The sequence below is a fragment of the Marinomonas gallaica genome (genome assembly GCF_049821165.1).
GTDB lineage: Bacteria > Pseudomonadota > Gammaproteobacteria > Pseudomonadales > Marinomonadaceae > Marinomonas > Marinomonas gallaica.
Window position 1 is genome coordinate 3,919,921 of sequence record NZ_CP187511.1, and the last position, 19,718, is coordinate 3,939,638.

Sequence of the window (19,718 nt, forward strand, 5' to 3'; positions counted from 1 at the left end):
CCAAACGTAAAGCGAATTGACATGGTCACTCATTTAAGACTTCAAAATTTTTAGAAGTCTCCAGCGAGCGCCCACACAAATTATCTGATTATCTATTTTAAAGAGCGTCTGACGCGTTGTGCTTCGTTGTTGTGAAGCGTTGTCCGTGTCAGTGGGTGCGTATAATACCCATATGAATTTTCAGCGCAAGCGGTTTTTTACATTAATTTAATAAAAATGCGGAGAAAATTTAAAACAAGCAAGAACAGTTTGTTTTTTACACAAAATCCTGCCAAATCAACCTCATTTTCATACATCGCTCAATTTAATTCCCCTACTCCTAGCGACCTAAGATAACTAACCAACAAAAAGGCCCACTACTATTGAGTAGTGGGCCTCTCGTTGACCTATCTAATGATGCAGTAAATTAACCGCCTACATAACTCAACATGACACCAGCCGCTACCGCAGAGCCAATTACACCCGCAACGTTCGGTCCCATTGCATGCATAAGCAAGAAGTTTTGCTTATTCGCTTCAAGACCTACTTTGTTCGCGACACGAGCCGCCATTGGAACCGCAGATACACCGGCCGCACCAATCAATGGGTTAATTGGCGTTGAGGAGAATTTATTCATTACCTTAGCCATCAATACACCTGCAGCCGTGCCGATAGAAAACGCGACAAGACCTAGCGATAAAATCCCCAAGGTTTCGATATTCAAGAATGCTTCTGAGCTTAGCTTTGAACCAACACCTAATCCAAGGAAGATAGTAACAATGTTGATCAATGCATTTTGAGCAGTGTCACTTAAGCGATCTACTACACCACACTCTCGCATTAAGTTACCGAAACAGAACATACCTAAAAGTGGTGCTGCTGAAGGCAGGAACATTGCTACCAAAATAGTCACAACAATAGGGAAAATGATTTTTTCTGCTTTTGTTACATGACGAAGCTGCTCCATTTTAATAGAGCGCTCTTCATGTGTCGTTAAAGCACGCATGATTGGCGGCTGAATCAACGGCACTAAGGCCATGTAAGAATAAGCTGCTACCGCAATAGCACCAAGAAGCTCAGGCGCAAGACGACTCGCAACAAAGATTGCCGTTGGACCATCTGCACCACCAATGATACCAATCGCAGCCGCATCCGCTAACGTGAAGTCCATGATTCCTGCAGCCCCTAATAGCACTGCGCCAATCACTGTTGCAAAAATGCCAAATTGAGCCGCAGCACCTAACAACAGTGTTTTTGGGTTGGCAAGCATTGGCCCAAAATCTGTCATAGCACCGACACCCATAAAGATAATCAACGGGAATAAGCCCGTTTCAATACCACCATGGTAGATGTAGTACTGCAAACCACCAGGGGAGACCATGTGCCCTGCAGCATCATAGACTGGTGCTGCCATAAATCCAGCACCCGGAATATTTACCAATACTGCACCAATACCTATTGGTAATAGTAGCAGTGGCTCAAAGCCTTTTTTAATAGCAAGAAATATCAGTAAAAGGCCAACCACAATCATAATGGCTTGACCAAATTCTAACTGATAAATACCCGTATCGTGATACAGGTTGAGTAATTTCTGTTCCATTCTCTAATAACCTACTTTTAGATCGCCAACAGGGCTTGGCCAACAGTGACAGCATCGCCTTCTTTGACATGGATCGAAGCGACAGTACCGGATTTAGGTGCTGAGATTTCTGTTTCCATTTTCATGGCTTCCATGATCATTAATGTTTCACCTTCTGCTACTTGCTGACCAGGTGATACAAGAATCTTGAAAATATTGCCCGCCAATGGAGCTGGAACATCTTCACCACCACCTGCTGGAGCTGGTGAAGTAGAAGGCGCTGGAGATTGTGATGCTGCGACAGGCTGGATTTTCGTTACATCACCACCTTCTTCCACCTGTACAACAAAGCTTTGACCAGAGACACTAACCGTATATACCGCAGGTCCGTCAGTAGATTGAGACTTTTTAGGTGCCGCAGTGGCATCGTCTAATGTCGGTACAGGCTCAAATGCTGATGCATCGCCACGGTTCTGCAGGAATTTCAAACCAATTTGAGGGAATAATGCGTACGTTAGTACGTCGTCAATTTGATCTGACGCTAACTTAATACCTTTCTCTTTTGCTAGCTCACCTAGCTCAGCGGTCAACTTATCCATTTCAGGCTCAAGTAAGTCAGCAGGTCGACAGGTAATCGCGTCTGCACCATTTAACACTCGAGCCTGAAGCTCTTTATTAAACTCTGCTGGCGCTGCGCCGTATTCTCCTTTAAGAACACCCGCCGTTTCTTTAGAGATAGATTTGTAACGCTCACCAGTAAGTACATTTAATACCGCTTGAGTACCGACAATTTGCGATGTTGGCGTTACGAGCGGAATTAAACCTAAATCTTCACGAACTCGTGGAATCTCCTCTAGAACAGCATCAAATTTATCTGCTGCGCCTTGCTCACGTAATTGGCTTTCCATGTTGGTCAACATACCGCCCGGCACCTGAGCAATTAGAATTCGAGAATCCGTACCTCGCAAAGAGCCTTCAAACTTAGCGTATTTCTTACGAACATTACGAAAGTATGAGGCGATCTCTTCTAGTTTTTCTAAATCGAGACCTGTATCACGATCTGTACCCTGTAGCGCAGCAACGACAGATTCTGTTGCAGAGTGACCATATGTCATCGACATCGAAGAAATGGCTGTATCAACACGATCAACACCCGCTTCAATCGATTTTAGAATAGTCATATCAGACAGCCCTGAGGTAGCATGGGCATGTAGCTGAACCTCTAGTTTGGTTTGGTCTTTAAGCTTACCAACCAATTCAAACGCATCGTAAGGCGTCAAAATGCCAGACATGTCTTTGATCGCAATGGAATCTGCGCCCATGTCTTCTAACGTTTTCGCGTAATCAACCCAGTTTTGAAGTGTGTGCACTCGGCTTTTTGTATAAGAGATCGTCCCTTGAGCATGCTTACCCTCACCTTTTACCGCTTTAATCGCAGTTTCTAGGTTACGAGGATCATTCATTGCATCAAAGATACGGAATACATCAACACCATTTTTGGCAGCACGTTCAACAAATTTTGTCACAACATCATCAGCATAATGACGGTAACCTAGTAGGTTTTGACCACGTAGAAGCATTTGCTGTGGCGTATTCGGCATCGCCTTTTTAAGCTCACGAATACGATCCCATGGATCTTCACCAATAAAACGAATGCACGAATCAAACGTTGCACCGCCCCACGACTCTAACGACCAGAAACCAATTTGGTCCAACTTTTCTGCAATAGGCAGCATATCGTCGATACGCATGCGAGTAGCAAATAGTGACTGATGGGCATCTCTTAATACGACATCTGTGATGCCAAGAGGTTGTTTATTGTTCGACATGATGTGGCCTCTAATCGTCTCTGATTTAAATTAACGGTTACGATGTTGATGAATCGCAGCAGTAATAGCAGCAGCGATTTTAGGATCAGTAGCGGAAGCGCTAGCAGAGGATGCACCAGCAGTCGGTGCAGCCATAGGCTTTTTAGCAACTGGCGCTGCTTCTGGGAAATAACGATTGATCAATTTTGACATATAGGTTGTCGAAACAATCAACAGACATAGGAAGGTAAAAACAAACCCCATTCCCAATAACATTAAACCAAAGCCATCGCTCATTAAGTTATTCATAGCACTTTCCATTAAAATCTGAATAATTCAGGGCACGGTCATTCCGTACACCACAATGCTGTGATGCACAATAATTCCCTAATATGCATTCTTTTGTATCATAAAGCATATAGTTTTCATATTTTTTTGCTTGGATATTGACAACGTGAACTTGCTTAATCGCGCCACCCCTCATCAATCACCACAAGACATCATACTGGCGGTCGCACCAATGGAAGGTGTCATGGATCATACAATGAGATCGCTTCTTTCAAGCGTAGGAGGAATGAACTACCTCGTTTCTGAGTTCGTACGTGTCACACAACAAACAGTGTCCGCACAGTCTTTGAAACGGCTGGTACCAGAGCTCGATCAGGCAAGTCGAACAACATTTAATCACCCCGTACATTTGCAGCTACTTGGCTCCAATATTGACACGATGGCAAGCACTGCAGAAGAAGCAGGTTTAGCAGGCGCAACGCACCTAGATTTGAATTTTGGCTGTCCTGCAAAACGCGTAAATGGGCACGGTGGCGGCTCTTTTTTATTGCAAGACCCAAAAACGCTCTACAACGTTGTACATGCCGTCAGGCAATCATTACCTAAACATATTCCACTGTCTGCAAAAATGCGTCTGGGCTATCAAGATGAAAACTTGTTTTTTGAAAACCTCGATGCCATTGAGCAAGCAGGAGCCACAACACTTACCATCCATGGACGAACAAAAAAAGATGGCTACGGCCCTCCAGCACGCTGGGAGAAAATTGGCCAGGCAACAAAACGCTCAAGCATGACGATTATCGCTAATGGTGATATTCGCGACCGCGAATCATTACTAGAATGCCAGCAAGTTACAGGATGCACTCACTTCATGATTGGCCGTGGAAGCCTAAGCAACCCATTTATATTCAGAGAACTGAAAGGAGGCAAGCAAGGCAGCTTTGAGGAACTGTTTGATCTTATGGAAGGCTACATCGACAAACTGCTAGATCACTACGACAATTTTGCCACGCTTGGTCGCATTAAACAGTGGAGTGGACATTTAAGAACTGATTGGCCAATTATTGCAGAAAATTTAAAAGCGATACGCAGCACGCAGCATACTGATGAATTAAAAGCACTAATGAATACTATTAAAAACAAAGAGATTAAATACAAGAAAGGGTAAACAAGAAAGGAAATGGTGCATCCGGGAGGATTCGAACCTCCGACCGCTCGGTTCGTAGCCGAGTACTCTATCCAGCTGAGCTACGGATGCACATTTAAAATGGCGGAGAGCGAGGGATTCGAACCCTCGATGAGTTTCACCCCATACTCCCTTAGCAGGGGAGCGCCTTCGGCCACTCGGCCAGCTCTCCGTCAATGCAGAGTATTATGATTATTCATAACACTAAACGCAACCCACAATTATTCATAAAATTAAAAAATTTTAATAAAAACAATCAGAAGGACAGAGAAAAATAGAAATTGAAGGAAAAAGAAAAATAGAAAAAAAAGAAAGCTAACAGTACTTAAAAGATCAAAATAAAATTAAGCTGATATATACATAGAGAGAAACAAAGGAAGGGGTAGTAGTGGTGCATCCGGGAGGATTCGAACCTCCGACCGCTCGGTTCGTAGCCGAGTACTCTATCCAGCTGAGCTACGGATGCATAACTACTTGCGTTTAGATGGTGCATCCGGGAGGATTCGAACCTCCGACCGCTCGGTTCGTAGCCGAGTACTCTATCCAGCTGAGCTACGGATGCATATATCTAAACTATTCACGATTAACTAACAGGATAGCATTAGTTAACTTATTCTTGCTTTACTCAATCTAAATGGTGCATCCGGGAGGATTCGAACCTCCGACCGCTCGGTTCGTAGCCGAGTACTCTATCCAGCTGAGCTACGGATGCGCATTTAAAATGGCGGAGAGTGAGGGATTCGAACCCTCGATGAGTTTCACCCCATACTCCCTTAGCAGGGGAGCGCCTTCGGCCACTCGGCCAACTCTCCGTAACAAGTGCGGCGTATTATAGAGACACCAGTTGTTATGTAAAGGCTTTTTTTAAAAAAAGTTTAATTTTCTGTATCTTGTTCATCTTGCTCTTTCTGAATGCGAAGATAGATCTCTTCACGGTGAACAGAAACATCTTTTGGTGCATTGATACCGATACGTACTTGGTTGCCTTTTACACCCAGTACAGTCACTGACACTTCATCACCAACCATTAGAGTTTCACCAACACGGCGAGTCAAAATAAGCATAACACTTCTCCTTAAAAATCCTTGTGAGATATCAGAAACCCCTACCCTTTTGTAGGGATTTCCTTACAAGATGAATTGTAGCTGCTCTCTACCTTCGAATCTATACACCAAAGCATTGAACTTGTATTAAAGTGTTACGCTTCGCTAACACCCGTATTCGGTTCGTTAAGCTTGAATGCTGAATGTAATGAACGCACCGCCAATTCCATGTATTTCTCATCAATTATGACAGATACTTTGATTTCAGATGTGGAGATAAGTTGAATATTAATCGACTCCTCCGCCAAAGCCTTAAACATACTGGTCGCAACGCCGGCATGAGATCGCATACCAACACCCACGATCGATACTTTCGCAATCTTGTCATCTGACAATACTTCTTTCGCATTCAAGTCTTTTGCCACACCGTGTAATACATTCAGTGCTTTATCGTAATCATTACGATGCACTGTAAACGTAAAGTCTGTAGTGCCGTCCATCGATACGTTTTGGACAATCATATCCACTTCAACGTTCGCTTCACTTACAGGGCCAAGAATTTTTGACGCAACACCAGGCACATCAGGCACACCTTTTAGTGTTAACTTAGCTTCATCTCGATTAAATGCGATACCAGATACAGCTGGCTGTTCCATAGTATTCTCTCCATCAGTCGTAATTAGCGTGCCATCACCGTCTTTAAAACTGGACAACACACGCAATGGAACTTGATATTTACCCGCAAACTCAACAGAACGAATTTGCAGCACTTTTGAGCCTAGGCTTGCCATTTCAAGCATTTCTTCAAACGTAATTTTTTCTAAGCGCCGGGCACTGTCAACCACTCGAGGGTCAGTGGTATAAACCCCATCGACATCGGTGTAAATCTGACACTCATCGGCTTTCAGCGCCGCTGCCAAAGCGACACCAGTGGTATCTGAACCACCGCGTCCTAGTGTGGTAATATTGCCAAACTCATCAGCCCCCTGAAAGCCGGCAACAACCAACACTGTCCCATCATCTAAATCAGAACGCATCGCGTCTGTATCAATATCTTGAATACGAGCCTTACCGTGTGAATTATCGGTTGTAATACGAACCTGGCTGCCAGTATAAGACTTCGCCTTCAAACCACGCTTCATGAGCGCCATACTCAACAAAGCAATTGTTACCTGCTCTCCTGTTGATAGCAGCACATCCATTTCGCGAACATCAGGAGTCGCTTGAATACTCTTTGCCAAGCCAATTAGACGGTTGGTTTCACCACTCATCGCAGAAACTACGACGACGATATCGTCCCCTTGTTGCTTATGTTTCAAGACACGATCAGCCACCGCTTCGATACGCTCAATCGAGCCGACCGAGGTGCCACCATATTTTTGAACTAACAATGCCATATTACGTCATCCCAAATAAAAAGCGCCCCAGAGGGGCGCGTCACACTATACTCGTTCGTTGACCCAGTCCGGAACAAGAGCCAGCACTTCGGCAATACCTTCAGGCTTACTACCACCCGCTTGCGCCATATCCGGTCTGCCGCCACCACGACCATCAACGTAAGGGGCCGCCATTTTGATCAGGTCACCCGCTTTAACTTTAGACGTTAACTCTTTAGTCACACCTGCAATCAAGCTTACTTTGCCATCGTTATTCGCTGCCAGCACAACCACGGCCGACTCTAACTTACTTTTCAGCTCATCCAATAAATCACGCAGACCTTTTGGATCGTCGATTTCAACTTGCGCAACCAACAACTTACCGCCATTGATATCAACCGCTTGAGACGCTAAATCCGCACCCGCTTGGGCCGCCAACTTGCTTTTTAGCAAATCGATTTCTTTTTGCAACGCACGCGCTTGATCATTCAACGTTACAACTTTATCAAACGCCACTTCTTTGCTGGCTTTAAACAAACCGGCGATTTGCGACAAAGAAGACTCTGTTTGACGCGTTGCATCGATGGCCGCTTTACCAGTCAACGCTTCTATACGACGAACACCTGCCGCAATACCGCTTTCAGTGACAATTTTGAATAAACCAATGTCACCTGTACGCTTAACGTGAGTACCACCACACAATTCAATCGAGTAATCAGAACCCATTGTCAAAACACGTACTTGCGCTTCGTATTTCTCACCAAACAGCGCATGCGCGCCTTTCGCTTTGGCCGCTTCGATATCCATGACTTCGGTAATCGTTTCGTGGTTCAAGCGCACTTGCTCATTGACGATGTCTTCGATTTGCTCGAGCTCAGCAGCTGTTAATCCTTCAAAGTGAGAAAAGTCAAAACGAAGGCGTTCAGCATTAACCAAAGAACCTTTCTGCAATACATGATCCCCTAGAACACGACGCAACGCTTCGTGCAATAGATGGGTTGCCGAGTGATTAAGCGCCGTTGCATTACGTAATGAACGATCCACTTCTGTGGTCACAACATCGCCTACTTTTAGCGAACCTTCACGCACTTCAACATGGTGTAGGTGTACCTTACCTTGCTTCGTAGTATTCGATACTTTCACCGCCGCAGGACCACGCAACCAACCTTGATCGCCTGTTTGTCCACCAGACTCACCGTAGAAAGGTGTCTCAGTCAGTACGACAAGACCTATTTGACCTTCTTGCAATACATCAACCGGCTCGCCGTCGACCAAAATTTGCTCAACTGGGCTTTGCCCTTCTAGGTAAGTGTAACCGGTAAATTCCGTTTGACCGTCAACGTCTACTGAACCCGACATATCCATCGTGAAGTTGCTTGCTGAACGTGCACGAGCACGTTGCTCATCCATCGCTTTTTCAAAACCTTCTTCATCAATTTCAAGACCCGCTTCACGCGCAACATCATTCGTTAAGTCCGCAGGGAAACCAAACGTATCGTACAACTTGAAGATCGTCTCACCTGGAATCGTTTTACTGTCACCTAGGTTAGCAATCGCCTCCTCAAGAATACGCATACCTTGATCGAGTGTTTTTGCAAACTGCTCTTCTTCTTTAAGTAAAATCGAAGCGACACGATCTTTTAGCTTACGCAATTCTGGGTAGGCTTCACCCATTTCGACATCCAGCGCTTCCACCAGCTTATGGAAGAATGGCTGTTTCTGACCTAGCTTATTACCATGACGTACAGCACGACGAATAATACGGCGCAATACGTAACCACGGCCTTCATTTGACGGCACCACCCCATCAACGATCATGAATGAACATGAACGAATGTGATCGGCAATAACCCGTAGTGACTGAGACGCGAAATCTTCAGTACCCACTGCCATGGCAGAGGCTTTGATTAGATTTTGGAACAAATCGATCTCATAGTTACTGTGAACACCCTGCAAAATCGCAGCAATACGCTCAAGTCCCATGCCTGTATCAACAGAAGGCTTAGGTAGGTTTGCCATTGTGCCGTCTGCTGAACGGTTGTACTGCATGAATACAACGTTCCAAATTTCGATAAAACGGTCGCCATCTTCTTCAGGTGTCCCCGGAGGTCCACCCCAAATGTGCTCACCGTGATCATAAAATACTTCGGTACAAGGCCCACAAGGGCCAGTGTCGCCCATCGCCCAGAAGTTGTCAGACGCATAACGAGCGCCTTTGTTATCACCAATACGGATGATTCTATCTTCTGGAACACCAATTTGATCTTTCCAAATACCGAACGCTTCATCATCTTCCGCGTAGACCGTTACCAACAACTTATCTTTTGGTAAACCAAGCACGCCAGTCAAGAATTCCCACGCAAATGAAATGGCCTCTTCTTTGAAGTAGTCCCCAAAACTGAAGTTACCTAACATTTCAAAGAATGTGTGATGACGTGCAGTGTAACCTACGTTTTCAAGGTCATTGTGCTTACCTCCGGCACGCACACAACGCTGCGATGTCGTCGCTCGGGTGTATGGGCGCTTGTCTGCCCCCAAAAAAACATCTTTGAATTGCACCATACCGGCGTTAGTAAACAATAACGTTGGGTCATTACCAGGAACCAGCGAACTGGATTCCACGATCTGATGCTGCTTGCTTTCAAAGAAAGACAAAAATGATTGGCGTAATTCAGAACTCTTCATAATTGGATGAGACTCTATCTCTATAAATATCTGGCGAATAAAAAACAGCACGACTGTCTTTAAGTAGACCGTTACAGTGCTTTAGAAAGGTAGAAAATAGTACACGGAAACAGCGTAGTTGATCAAAACCTAAAAAATGAATTTCATTACTTTTTGATCATATATGGGCATTTGATGCTCGTTTGAGAGCATCAAATAAACAAAAGAAGGGAAAATGGGGCTAATCAGCCTCCACATAGATCATTTTAGGTCGAGTGGTCATGCGGGTTACCAATTCATAGCCAATGGTTTCAGACCAATACGCCACTTTCTCTACCGGCACATCGTCACCCCATAACACAACATCATCGCCAATGGTTAAAGTAGAGCTACCATCTTGTACCAAACGAGCGGTAATCATATCCATTGACACTCGGCCTGATAACTCAGCCGCCTTGCCTTTTATCAGCATGGGAGTGCCATTATCCGCCGCGCGGGGATAACCGTCACCATACCCTACCGCAATGGTGGCTAATTGATGATCCTGCTCTGCAATGTAAGTGGCGCCGTAGCCAACTTTTTCACCTGCCGTAACCGTTCGCACAGAGATCACCTTAGACGTTAACGTCATAGCAGGCTTCAAACCTAACTCTACTCCGCTCAGTTCAGCAAACGGCGAAATACCGTATAGCATGATACCTGGGCGGATCCAGCCACCCTCAGGGACACTCCATTTCATAATCGCCGCTGAATTGGCCACACTGGCTTCAACTGTCCCCTCAATAGACTGACGGGCCTGTTCAAAGTACGTTAACTGCTTCATTGTCGTCAGATCAGCAAGGTCATCAGCACAAGAAAAATGTGTCATCAGCAATACTTCATCAACTAAACCACTGTCACGAAGACGCTGTATGTACTCATTCGCCACCTCTTTGGTGACACCCAGTCGGTGCATGCCGGTGTCCAGTTTTACAAATACTTTTTCAATGCTTTGTCCAAGTTCCAACAAACTTTCAAGTTGCATCGTATTCTCTAATGCAGCCCAGAAACCATGTTCATGACATAACGCCCATTCAGACGCTTCAAAGACGCCTTCAAGCAGCATAACAGGTGCTTCAATGCCCGCTTCACGAAGCTCTAAAGCCTCTTCAATGGTCGCAACAGCAAAGGCATCTGCTTCGCCTTCTAAATACTGCGCAACGCGAACGGCACCATGACCGTAGGCATTACTTTTCACAACGGCAAACGCTTTACACGTTGGATGAAGCTGTTTTGCATAACGATAATTTGACAGGATCGCCTCTAAATCGACGGTCGCTGTAAGTGGCCTTGACATTTCTGCCCCTTAATTTGCATAACGTTTAACGGCTAGGTCAGACGAATCAATCGCCGTCTTTTCACCTGCCATGATATCAGCAATAACGGCTGCTGAGCCGCAACTCATAGTCCACCCAAGCGTGCCATGTCCTGTATTCAGATACAGACCATTAATGGGGGTTTCACCAATAACAGGGGTACCGTCTGGCGTCATCGGACGTAATCCAGTCCAATATTCAGCCTGACTAAGATCAGCGCCTTGCGGGAAGACATCCCTCACAACATGAGTAATGGTATCCGTTCGAACTTTGGGTAAATCAAGATTATACCCTGCTAACTCTGCAGTACCAGCCGCACGAATACGATCACCTAAACGTGTAACCGCTACTTTATAGGTTTCATCCATGATCGTAGATATAGGGGCAAAATTAGAATCACTGATGGGCACAGTCAACGAATACCCTTTTACCGGATAAATAGGCACATCTACACCAATCGCTTTCAGCATTTCTTTTGAATAACTACCAAGACAGACCAGTAATTGATCGCACTCTATCGTATCGTCCAGCGTCTTAATCGCCTTAATACGCGTCTGTTCCACGATTAGCTTTTCAACACTCGTATTAAACAGGAACGTCACCCCCATGCTTTCGCACTGCTTTTTTAAAGCTTGGCAAAACATGAAGCAATCTCCAGTTTCATCGCCCGTCAAACGTAGTCCACCTTTAAACTTATCGATCGAAGGCGCTAACCCTGGCTCAACGGCCAGAATTTCAGCCGGTGTTAATACTTCATGCGGAACGCCTAAAGACCTCAGAACGTTAATGTCTTTTTGCGCACCATCAACTTGCGCGTCAGATCGAAATAGCTGCAAAGTCCCGCCTTGTCCATCGTCGTATGAAATACCAATGTCTTTTCGAAGATCGATGAAGCAATCACGACTGTATTCTGCCAGAGCCATCATACGAGACTTATTGGTGTTATAAGCCGATGCCGTACAGTTGCGTAGCATTTTAGACATCCATGCCACTTTTTTAAGCTCTAGCTCAGGGCTAATTTTCAGAGGCGCGTATTTTTGAAATAACCACTTCACTGCTTTGAGTGGCACTCCAGGTGCTGCCCACGGGGCGGAATAACCCGGAGACACCTGACCCGCATTAGCAAAGCTTGCCTCCATTGCCACATCCGATTGACGATCAATTACGGTCACCTGCATGCCTTTCTTGGCAAGATAATAAGCAGACGTCAAACCAATAACACCCGCACCTAAAATACAAACTTTCATAGCAGACCTCTAAAATAGAACTATCGACTATTTTTACAGATCATTTGCAGTTTTTCTCACTGTAATTAAACCAAAATAGAGATTATAAAAATGATTTTTTATATTTTTTCAGTTCATTAAACCAAAACAATCACCAATATTTTCAGTTATAATGACTTTTCTTTTTTCTGTAGAGAACCATGGCCGAACTAGACGCAAAAAATTATGCTTTATGGCTTTTAGGCGCACGCGAGCACTCAACAAAAGAGCTTCAGCAGAAGCTTTTTCGTAAAGGATATGAATCAGAAACCATTGATCAAACACTGCTTTATCTAACAGAGCTAAACTATTTAAGTGATCAGCGTTTCGCTGAGGCATTTAGTCGCAGCAGAGCGTCTAAGCCTCTTGGCAAACAGCGCATAATGAATGAACTCAGGATGAAGGGCATTGGTGATGAATTGGCAAAACAAGCCATTGCAAGCCTAGAGGCAGATTGGTTTGAGCTTGCTTTGGAGCTTAAACAACGCAAATTTGGTGATGCGCCGGAACGAGACTTTAAAGCTAAAGCGAAACAAACACGCTATCTCGTATACCGCGGTTTTAGCTTTGACGAAGTAAAGTACGCGATCGAATTCAGTGAAGATGACTAAGACATTAATGAATTAAGATAACGTTCTTCCATGTTGACGTAGTTCACTTGGACTGTCTCTATCTTCATATCCAGTTCCTTTATTTTTTGTTGTAGCTCTTGTACAGCTTCAGTGTCCTCTGAATTAACAGATAGCTGCTCAATTAAACTTATCTTCTCACTCTCTAATTCTGAGTTGATCTCACGTAAGTTCTCAAGCTCTTCTTTTTCTTCTGATGACAGCATAAGAGGCGCCTCTTCACCACTCTCTAGACGATCAGTGAGCCGGTCATGCTCAATCTTAGCTCTCTCTAAGTCTCGCTCCAGAACGTTAACATACAGCTCAGACTCATTAACCAGCTCCTGTAACGAAGCCAGCTTGACACTTTGCTCTGCTTCAAAATCTGAATATTCTGGAGAGAAAGGTACTTTATCCATAGATTCAACAATCGCATTAACAGAATCTTGCTCACGAGCCAATGATGCTTGTGCCTGCATTGGCACATCACCTCTCGACTCACGCAGTTTCGCATCTTTGGCTTTTAGCTCTTCTTCGCGCTTTCGAACATCGACATTTAAGTTGTATTTTATCGTTTGTAAACTTTCCAGTTTCTGCTCAAGCGCTTTAATCACCTTGTTGCTTTCAAGCAAACTCTTTTCCATTTTGGCAAACGCGACATCATATTCCGCTAAATGTACGTGCCTACCATCCTTTGACACGCGCTTACTTTTAAGACGTACCTTCAATTCTTCAATGATCTTAGTACGATAGTCTGCCAAGCTCTGTAGCTCCACAACTTTATCGTCCAACTCACTTTTAATAGGCGCAAGAAAACTATCTGACGAAGCACTTCCTAGAAATTCAGAGAGCGTGTCTAAATATTCTTTATCATGATCGCTCTTGGATTCCATTTTTTGTTTCAAACGCTCAGCAAATTCATGCAAACTTGCAAGCTCAGCGCGCACATCAGCCAGCTCTTGATCCAATTCAAGCTCTTCATGTAACTTATCTTGCAAGCCATCAAGTTTTAAATTCAGGTTCGCGGTCGTATTCATTTGTTCAAATGCCGCATCTCCCGTCTTTTGAATCACCTTATTAAGCTGCTTCAATAGCTGATTACTTACAGAAAGCTGCTTAAGTAATGCATCGATTTCTTGAGCCTGCTTTAAACGCTCCAATACAAATTCAAACTTATCCAGATAGTCGGCCACATTTGCATGGCTGTCCTGAATCAGAATTCGTTCAACCTCTAAAAACGTTTGCCAGCAACGAAGTGTAAGATCTTCATTTTCATTGTCATTTTGAGTCGTTAATAGCTCGTTACATAAGTCTTTCTGTTGGTCTATTAAATCCAACCACGCATCTTTCACCGAGACTTCAACCGAACCGTCGCTAGCCACCTCGGTATCATTTGACTCAGGCGTATCCTGCTGCTCATCCTTTTCTACTGGCTCGTTTTCGAGTTGTTTTTTGACACGCCAATACCACCACACACTGCCAAGTAGCATAACGGTGGATACTGCTGTTGCAATAATAAGCAGTACAAAAAATGTCATCCTATACACCTTCAATAAAAATAACGCTTCTACATAGAGTAGTGGTTAATATTTATAGACTCCATAACTCTTACTTTTTTTAACATTAAAAGCAAAAAAAGCAGCCAATTGGCTGCTTTTATAAGTTTCACTATACTGCTAGATGTCTAGCTCTTCAGCCTCTGCCGCTACGTCTTCAGCCGCTTCTTCTGGTTTCTTTTTCTTAGCCAACAATTCTTCACGAATCATCGCTTCAACTTCTTGAGCAATGGCCGGATTATCCGCAAGGTATTGCGCGGCATTTGCTTTGCCTTGGCCAATTTTATTGCCACCGTAAGCATACCAAGCACCTGATTTGTCAATGAAACCTTGTTTCACACCTAAATCAATGATCTCACCCATGCGGTAAATACCCGCACCATACATAATTTGGAACTCTGCTTGTTTAAACGGCGGTGCAATCTTATTTTTCACCACTTTAACACGCGTTTCATTACCAATAACTTCATCGCCCTGCTTTACAGAGCCAATGCGACGAATGTCCAAACGTACTGAACTGTAGAACTTCAGTGCGTTACCGCCTGTTGTCGTTTCAGGGGAGCCGAACATCACACCAATCTTCATACGAATTTGGTTAATGAATACAACCAAGCAGTTGGCATGTTTAATCGAACCTGTCAGTTTACGCATCGCTTGTGATAGTAGACGAGCTTGAACACCGACAGAAGAATCGCCCATTTCACCTTCAATTTCTGACTTAGGCACTAATGCAGCAACGGAGTCGACCACAATCACATCAACACTGTTTGAACGCACCAACATGTCACAAATTTCTAGCGCTTGTTCACCGGTATCAGGTTGAGAGACCAACAAATCAGCAATGTTTACACCAAGTTTCTCTGCGTACGATGGATCCAATGCATGCTCGGCATCGATAAACGCACAAGTTTTACCTTGTTTTTGAGCTTCTGCAATCACACTTAGCGTCAGTGTTGTTTTACCAGACGATTCTGGCCCATAAATCTCACAAATACGGCCGTATGGCAAACCACCAGCACCCAAAGCAATGTCTAAACCGAGAGACCCGGTTGAAACGGTATCGATGTCTAATTTTGCGCCTTCACCCATTTTCATGATGGCGCCTTTACCAAACTGACGCTCGATCTGGGAAAGCGCCGCGTCTAACGCTTTTTTCTTGTTGTCTGCCGTGCTAGCCATATTTCAATCCTAACTGGTAATGTATCCGTAGATTTAAACTGAGCTTAATGTAGCGCGTTTTAAAAAAACGCTCAAGAAAATACTGTATAAAAACACAGATTTTTATTCCGTCGCTTCCAAAATCCCCTCTAGCGCACGCGCCAGTGCCTCTCGTCGAATCGCACGACGTGTACCTTCAAACTGACAACGCTCTACAATTACTTTTTGTCCTTTGACCTGCCAAGCAATATAGACACATCCAACAGGCTTTTCGAGACTACCACCACTTGGCCCCGCTACACCACTGACAGCAACCGCTACGTCTCCTCCTAGGACTAACGCACCGGCACACATCTGGCGCACAGTGGAAGCGCTTACTGCCCCTTCCGTATTAAGCGTTGCTTCCGACACATTCAAAGCTGCCATTTTGGCTTCATTGGCATAGCTGATCACCCCACCAAAAAACCAGCGTGAGCTGCCAGCCATCTCAGTACAATACGCACCAATTAAACCGCCTGTACATGACTCAGCGGTTACCAACTGATACTGACGCTCAGTCAGGCGTTTCGCGACTTGTTTGACCAAGTCTTTAAGGAATTTCTCTTGAACCATTGCGTTCCCTTAAATATCAATAAATTATGCCTTAGAATACCGACCCTGTTTCATCCATACAACGTGAGCACTCTCATGAGCCAATCAGACAAAGACAACCATACCCCCATGATGCGCCAATATTTTGGCCTCAAGTCTCAGCACCCCAATCAGATGCTGTTTTATCGCATGGGCGACTTTTATGAGTTGTTCTATGACGACGCCAAACGCGCCGCCGAGTTGTTAGATATTACGCTCACTGCACGCGGCCACTCTGGTGGTAAACCTATTCCAATGGCCGGCATTCCCTTTCATGCGGCTGAAAACTACATTGCACGCTTAGTTCGTATGGGCGAGTCTGTTGCCATCGCTGAACAAGTCGGTGATCCTGCCACAAGTAAAGGCCCTGTAGACCGTAAAATCGCCCGCATTGTGACACCTGGTACCATCAGTGATGAAGCGTTTCTAGAAGAAAAGCGTGAAAACTTACTATTATCTGTCGCACACATACAACGTAAAGGCTTAGACGTCTTTGGTTTTTCCTATCTAGATATGGCCAGTGGCCGCTTTTGTGTATTTGAAGTAGATGGCCATGAAGCCTTAGTCAGCGAATTGCAACGACTCACACCTAAGGAAATTCTACTTTCTGAAGACTTCCCCGCGCGCGATTTGATTACACTAGAACGCGGGGTCAGTGAACTCGGTCCTTGGCACTTTGACTACGAATCCAGTTATCGTCAGTTGATTCAACAATTTAACACCAAAGACCTGTCAGGCTTCGGCTGTGAAGCATTTACCGCTGCCATTGCTTCGGCTGGAGCACTGTTACAGTATGCCAAAGACACTCAGCGCTCAGCACTGCCTCATATTCAGTCGATCAGCGTTGAACAAAGGGACGACACCGTTTTAATTGATGGCGCGACGCGACGTAACCTCGAAATCGATCAAAATCTAAATGGCAGTGCCAGTAACACCTTAATGAGCGTTATCGACAGCTGTACCACGCCTATGGGATCACGGTTATTAAAGCGCTGGCTGCATACTCCGATACGTGATCTAAATGAAATTCATAGCCGTCAAACAGCAACACATGTACTGATGGAGAATTTCTTATTTGAGTCTCTGCAAAGCACCATTAAAAGTATTGGGGATATGGAACGTATTCTCTCTCGCGTGGCCTTGCGCTCTGCTCGCCCCAGAGACTTGGTTCGCCTACGCTGGGCACTGGAAACAGTGCCAGAACTGCGTAGCTTGATTCAAGGATGCAGCACTACTGAAGGCCGCCTCGCACAACTGTACGATCGCCTTATCGAACAACCAGAACTGACCAAAGAGTTGCAACGTGCCATTGTAGAAAACCCTCCTTCCGTAATTCGTGATGGCGGTGTGATGGCGCAAGGCTATGACGAGGAGCTGGATGAGCTGATTTCATTGTCTAGCAATGCCACTGATTATTTAGCCGAGGTTGAGCGTCGAGAGAAAGAGCGTACCGGCATTTCCTCATTAAAAGTAGGCTATAACCGCGTACACGGTTACTACATTGAAATCAGTCGATTGCATTCAGACCTCGCGCCAGCGGAATACGTACGCCGGCAAACGCTCAAAAATGCCGAACGCTTTATCACGCCCGAACTAAAAGAGTTTGAAGACAAAGCGCTCAGCGCAAAATCCAAAGCGTTGGCCCGTGAAAAACAACTTTATGAGCAATTGCTGGATAAGCTGAACGAGATTTTAGGACCATTACAAACCGCCAGCCAAGCTGTGGCTCAATTGGATGTGTTAACTTGTTTTGCCGAACGAGCGAACCGACTAGGTTTCTGCTGCCCTGAAGTTCATAACCGTGGAGGTATGAATATTCAGGCGGGCCGACACCCTGTGGTCGAAGCAGTGATCTCCGATCCTTTCATACCTAATGATCTGAATCTGCATCAAGAACGCAGCTTGCTGATGATCACAGGCCCGAACATGGGTGGTAAATCGACCTACATGCGTCAAATTGCCATCATTACACTGCTAGCACACACTGGCAGCTTTGTACCGGCTGAATCAGCATCTATCTCAGTCGTTGATCGTATTTTCACCCGCATGGGATCCTCTGATGATTTGGCAGGCGGACGTTCAACCTTCATGGTGGAAATGACTGAAACTGCAAACATTCTAAACAATGCCACCAAAGACAGCTTGGTTCTGATGGATGAAGTAGGCCGCGGTACCAGCACCTTTGATGGCCTCTCTTTGGCATGGTCAGCAGTAGAATACCTGGCAAATCAACTTGGCAGTTATGTACTTTTCGCTACACACTACTTCGAATTAACAACTTTAGCGGACCGCTTACCTAATGCAGCAAATGTACATTTAACCGCTTCAGAATATGAAGACGAGATCGTCTTTATGCACCAAGTCCACGAAGGCCCAGCAAGCCAGTCTTATGGTTTACAAGTTGCACAATTAGCTGGCGTTCCAAGAAGTGTCATTATCGACGCGCGACAGAAGCTAGGAGAATTAGAAGGTGAACGCACCCATCTAGGGAGCACCGAAACATCTACACCTCAGCATGTAAAAGAAAGCGTTACCCCACTTGCAACACCTCAAATACGTCCAAGCGCCCCCATGCAAGCGGATTTATTTGCAACAGATGATGCGAGCCAGCTAAAAGAGGCAATAGCAGGGGTAGATATAGACAACACAACACCACTCGAAGCGCTTAATCTATTGTATAAACTGAAAAACGAGCTGTAGTAGCATAAGCTAATACCAGAAAATTTAGAGGTACTGACAATTGCCCCTTGCCGCTAAACAGGCAATGCCTCTAAAATACTGGCAAAATTTTGAACTGATTCTAGGAGAAGTCGAATGGCTTTCATCGTCACTGACAATTGTATTCGTTGTAAATATACAGACTGCGTAGAAGTCTGCCCTGTTGACTGTTTTTACGAAGGCCCAAACTTTCTAGCCATCAACCCTGATGAGTGTATTGATTGTGCTTTGTGTGAGCCTGAGTGTCCTGCAGGTGCGATCTTCTCTGAAGATGAACTACCAGAAGGCCAAGAAGTATTCGTTGAGCTAAACCAAGAGCTTGCGTTGATTTGGCCGAACATTACAGAGCAGAAAGATGCCCTTCCTGATGCGGCTGAATGGGACGGGGTAGAAGACAAGCTTGAGCACCTAGAGCGATAAGCCTGTTAGTAAAAACCAAAAAAAGCAGCCAATGGCTGCTTTTTTTATGCCTTTACCTCTGAATAGCAGGCAAAGAAAAGGGCAA

At 44.9% G+C, this 19,718-nt stretch carries 15 protein-coding genes and 6 tRNA genes; 4 read left to right on the forward strand and 17 right to left on the reverse strand.

Going from position 1 to position 19,718, the window contains the following annotated elements:
• Positions 1-406: 406 nt before the first annotated feature.
• Genes ACPUEK_RS18500 through ACPUEK_RS18510 form a run of 3 tightly spaced genes read right to left on the reverse strand, consistent with a single transcriptional unit; the run spans position 407 to position 3,675 of the window.
• Positions 407-1,579 carry a sodium ion-translocating decarboxylase subunit beta gene (locus ACPUEK_RS18500; protein WP_067223993.1) on the reverse strand — a complete coding sequence of 391 codons (1,173 nt, stop codon included), beginning with the start codon at positions 1,577-1,579 and terminating at the stop codon, positions 407-409.
• Positions 1,580-1,596: 17 nt separating this feature from the next.
• On the reverse strand, positions 1,597-3,387 hold the full coding sequence (gene oadA / locus ACPUEK_RS18505) for a sodium-extruding oxaloacetate decarboxylase subunit alpha (protein WP_425641774.1): 1,791 nt from the start codon (positions 3,385-3,387) through the stop codon (positions 1,597-1,599).
• A 30-nt stretch (positions 3,388-3,417) separates the two neighbouring features.
• Positions 3,418-3,675, reverse strand: coding sequence for an OadG family protein (locus ACPUEK_RS18510; RefSeq protein ID WP_067033734.1), 258 nt, complete (start codon positions 3,673-3,675; stop codon positions 3,418-3,420).
• Positions 3,676-3,820: 145 nt separating this feature from the next.
• Here ACPUEK_RS18510 and ACPUEK_RS18515 point away from each other — a divergent pair, with 145 nt between their 5' ends.
• Positions 3,821-4,822, forward strand: coding sequence for a tRNA dihydrouridine synthase (locus tag ACPUEK_RS18515; protein ID WP_231872653.1), 1,002 nt, complete (start codon positions 3,821-3,823; stop codon positions 4,820-4,822).
• A gap of 13 nt (positions 4,823-4,835) precedes the next feature.
• Here ACPUEK_RS18515 and ACPUEK_RS18520 read toward each other — a convergent pair.
• From ACPUEK_RS18520 to ACPUEK_RS18570, 11 genes are all read right to left on the reverse strand, one after another.
• Positions 4,836-4,912 (reverse strand) — tRNA-Arg (locus ACPUEK_RS18520).
• A gap of 10 nt (positions 4,913-4,922) precedes the next feature.
• Positions 4,923-5,012: transfer RNA gene (locus ACPUEK_RS18525), tRNA-Ser, on the reverse strand.
• Positions 5,013-5,229: 217 nt separating this feature from the next.
• Positions 5,230-5,306: transfer RNA gene (locus ACPUEK_RS18530), tRNA-Arg, on the reverse strand.
• A gap of 19 nt (positions 5,307-5,325) precedes the next feature.
• A tRNA-Arg gene (locus ACPUEK_RS18535) sits at positions 5,326-5,402 on the reverse strand.
• A 73-nt stretch (positions 5,403-5,475) separates the two neighbouring features.
• A tRNA-Arg gene (locus ACPUEK_RS18540) sits at positions 5,476-5,552 on the reverse strand.
• A 10-nt stretch (positions 5,553-5,562) separates the two neighbouring features.
• A tRNA-Ser gene (locus tag ACPUEK_RS18545) sits at positions 5,563-5,652 on the reverse strand.
• A gap of 63 nt (positions 5,653-5,715) precedes the next feature.
• Positions 5,716-5,904 (reverse strand): carbon storage regulator CsrA, encoded by a 189-nt coding sequence (csrA, locus tag ACPUEK_RS18550; protein WP_067033731.1) that lies wholly within the window; start codon positions 5,902-5,904, stop codon positions 5,716-5,718.
• Positions 5,905-6,038: 134 nt separating this feature from the next.
• On the reverse strand, positions 6,039-7,280 hold the full coding sequence (locus ACPUEK_RS18555) for an aspartate kinase (RefSeq protein ID WP_425641776.1): 1,242 nt from the start codon (positions 7,278-7,280) through the stop codon (positions 6,039-6,041).
• 45 nt (positions 7,281-7,325) lie between these two features.
• Entirely contained in the window at positions 7,326-9,944 is a 2,619-nt protein-coding gene (gene alaS, locus ACPUEK_RS18560) for an alanine--tRNA ligase (RefSeq protein ID WP_425641778.1), read from the reverse strand.
• Between the two features lie 220 nt (positions 9,945-10,164).
• The gene (gene alr / locus ACPUEK_RS18565; RefSeq protein ID WP_425641779.1) at positions 10,165-11,259 is read right to left on the reverse strand and encodes an alanine racemase; all 1,095 of its coding nucleotides are present in this window, start codon (positions 11,257-11,259) and stop codon (positions 10,165-10,167) included.
• A gap of 9 nt (positions 11,260-11,268) precedes the next feature.
• Positions 11,269-12,525, reverse strand: a complete 1,257-nt coding sequence (locus ACPUEK_RS18570) for a D-amino acid dehydrogenase (RefSeq protein ID WP_425641780.1) — start codon at positions 12,523-12,525, stop codon at positions 11,269-11,271.
• Positions 12,526-12,704: 179 nt separating this feature from the next.
• Here ACPUEK_RS18570 and ACPUEK_RS18575 point away from each other — a divergent pair, with 179 nt between their 5' ends.
• Positions 12,705-13,154, forward strand: a complete 450-nt coding sequence (locus tag ACPUEK_RS18575; RefSeq protein WP_425641781.1) for a regulatory protein RecX — start codon at positions 12,705-12,707, stop codon at positions 13,152-13,154.
• On the opposite strand, the gene ACPUEK_RS18580 is transcribed toward ACPUEK_RS18575, so the two are convergent.
• The 3 genes from ACPUEK_RS18580 to ACPUEK_RS18590 all read right to left on the reverse strand — a co-directional run bounded on the left by ACPUEK_RS18580 (position 13,151) and on the right by ACPUEK_RS18590 (position 16,477).
• Positions 13,151-14,689: a hypothetical protein gene (locus ACPUEK_RS18580; protein WP_425641782.1), complete on the reverse strand. Its 1,539-nt coding sequence runs from the start codon at positions 14,687-14,689 to the stop codon at positions 13,151-13,153. The two genes, ACPUEK_RS18575 and ACPUEK_RS18580, sit on opposite strands and share 4 nt — an antisense overlap.
• Before the next feature lie 138 nt (positions 14,690-14,827).
• Complete coding sequence (recA, locus tag ACPUEK_RS18585) at positions 14,828-15,886, reverse strand: recombinase RecA (RefSeq protein WP_067033714.1); 1,059 nt, start codon at positions 15,884-15,886, stop codon at positions 14,828-14,830.
• Positions 15,887-15,988: 102 nt separating this feature from the next.
• Complete coding sequence (locus tag ACPUEK_RS18590; protein WP_425641784.1) at positions 15,989-16,477, reverse strand: CinA family protein; 489 nt, start codon at positions 16,475-16,477, stop codon at positions 15,989-15,991.
• Positions 16,478-16,552: 75 nt separating this feature from the next.
• On the opposite strand from ACPUEK_RS18590, the gene mutS reads away from it, so the two are divergent.
• Both mutS and fdxA read left to right on the forward strand, forming a co-directional pair.
• The gene (gene mutS / locus ACPUEK_RS18595) at positions 16,553-19,195 is read left to right on the forward strand and encodes a DNA mismatch repair protein MutS (protein WP_425641785.1); all 2,643 of its coding nucleotides are present in this window, start codon (positions 16,553-16,555) and stop codon (positions 19,193-19,195) included.
• A 114-nt stretch (positions 19,196-19,309) separates the two neighbouring features.
• Positions 19,310-19,633 (forward strand): ferredoxin FdxA, encoded by a 324-nt coding sequence (gene fdxA / locus ACPUEK_RS18600; RefSeq protein ID WP_067033709.1) that lies wholly within the window; start codon positions 19,310-19,312, stop codon positions 19,631-19,633.
• Positions 19,634-19,718: the final 85 nt, after the last annotated feature.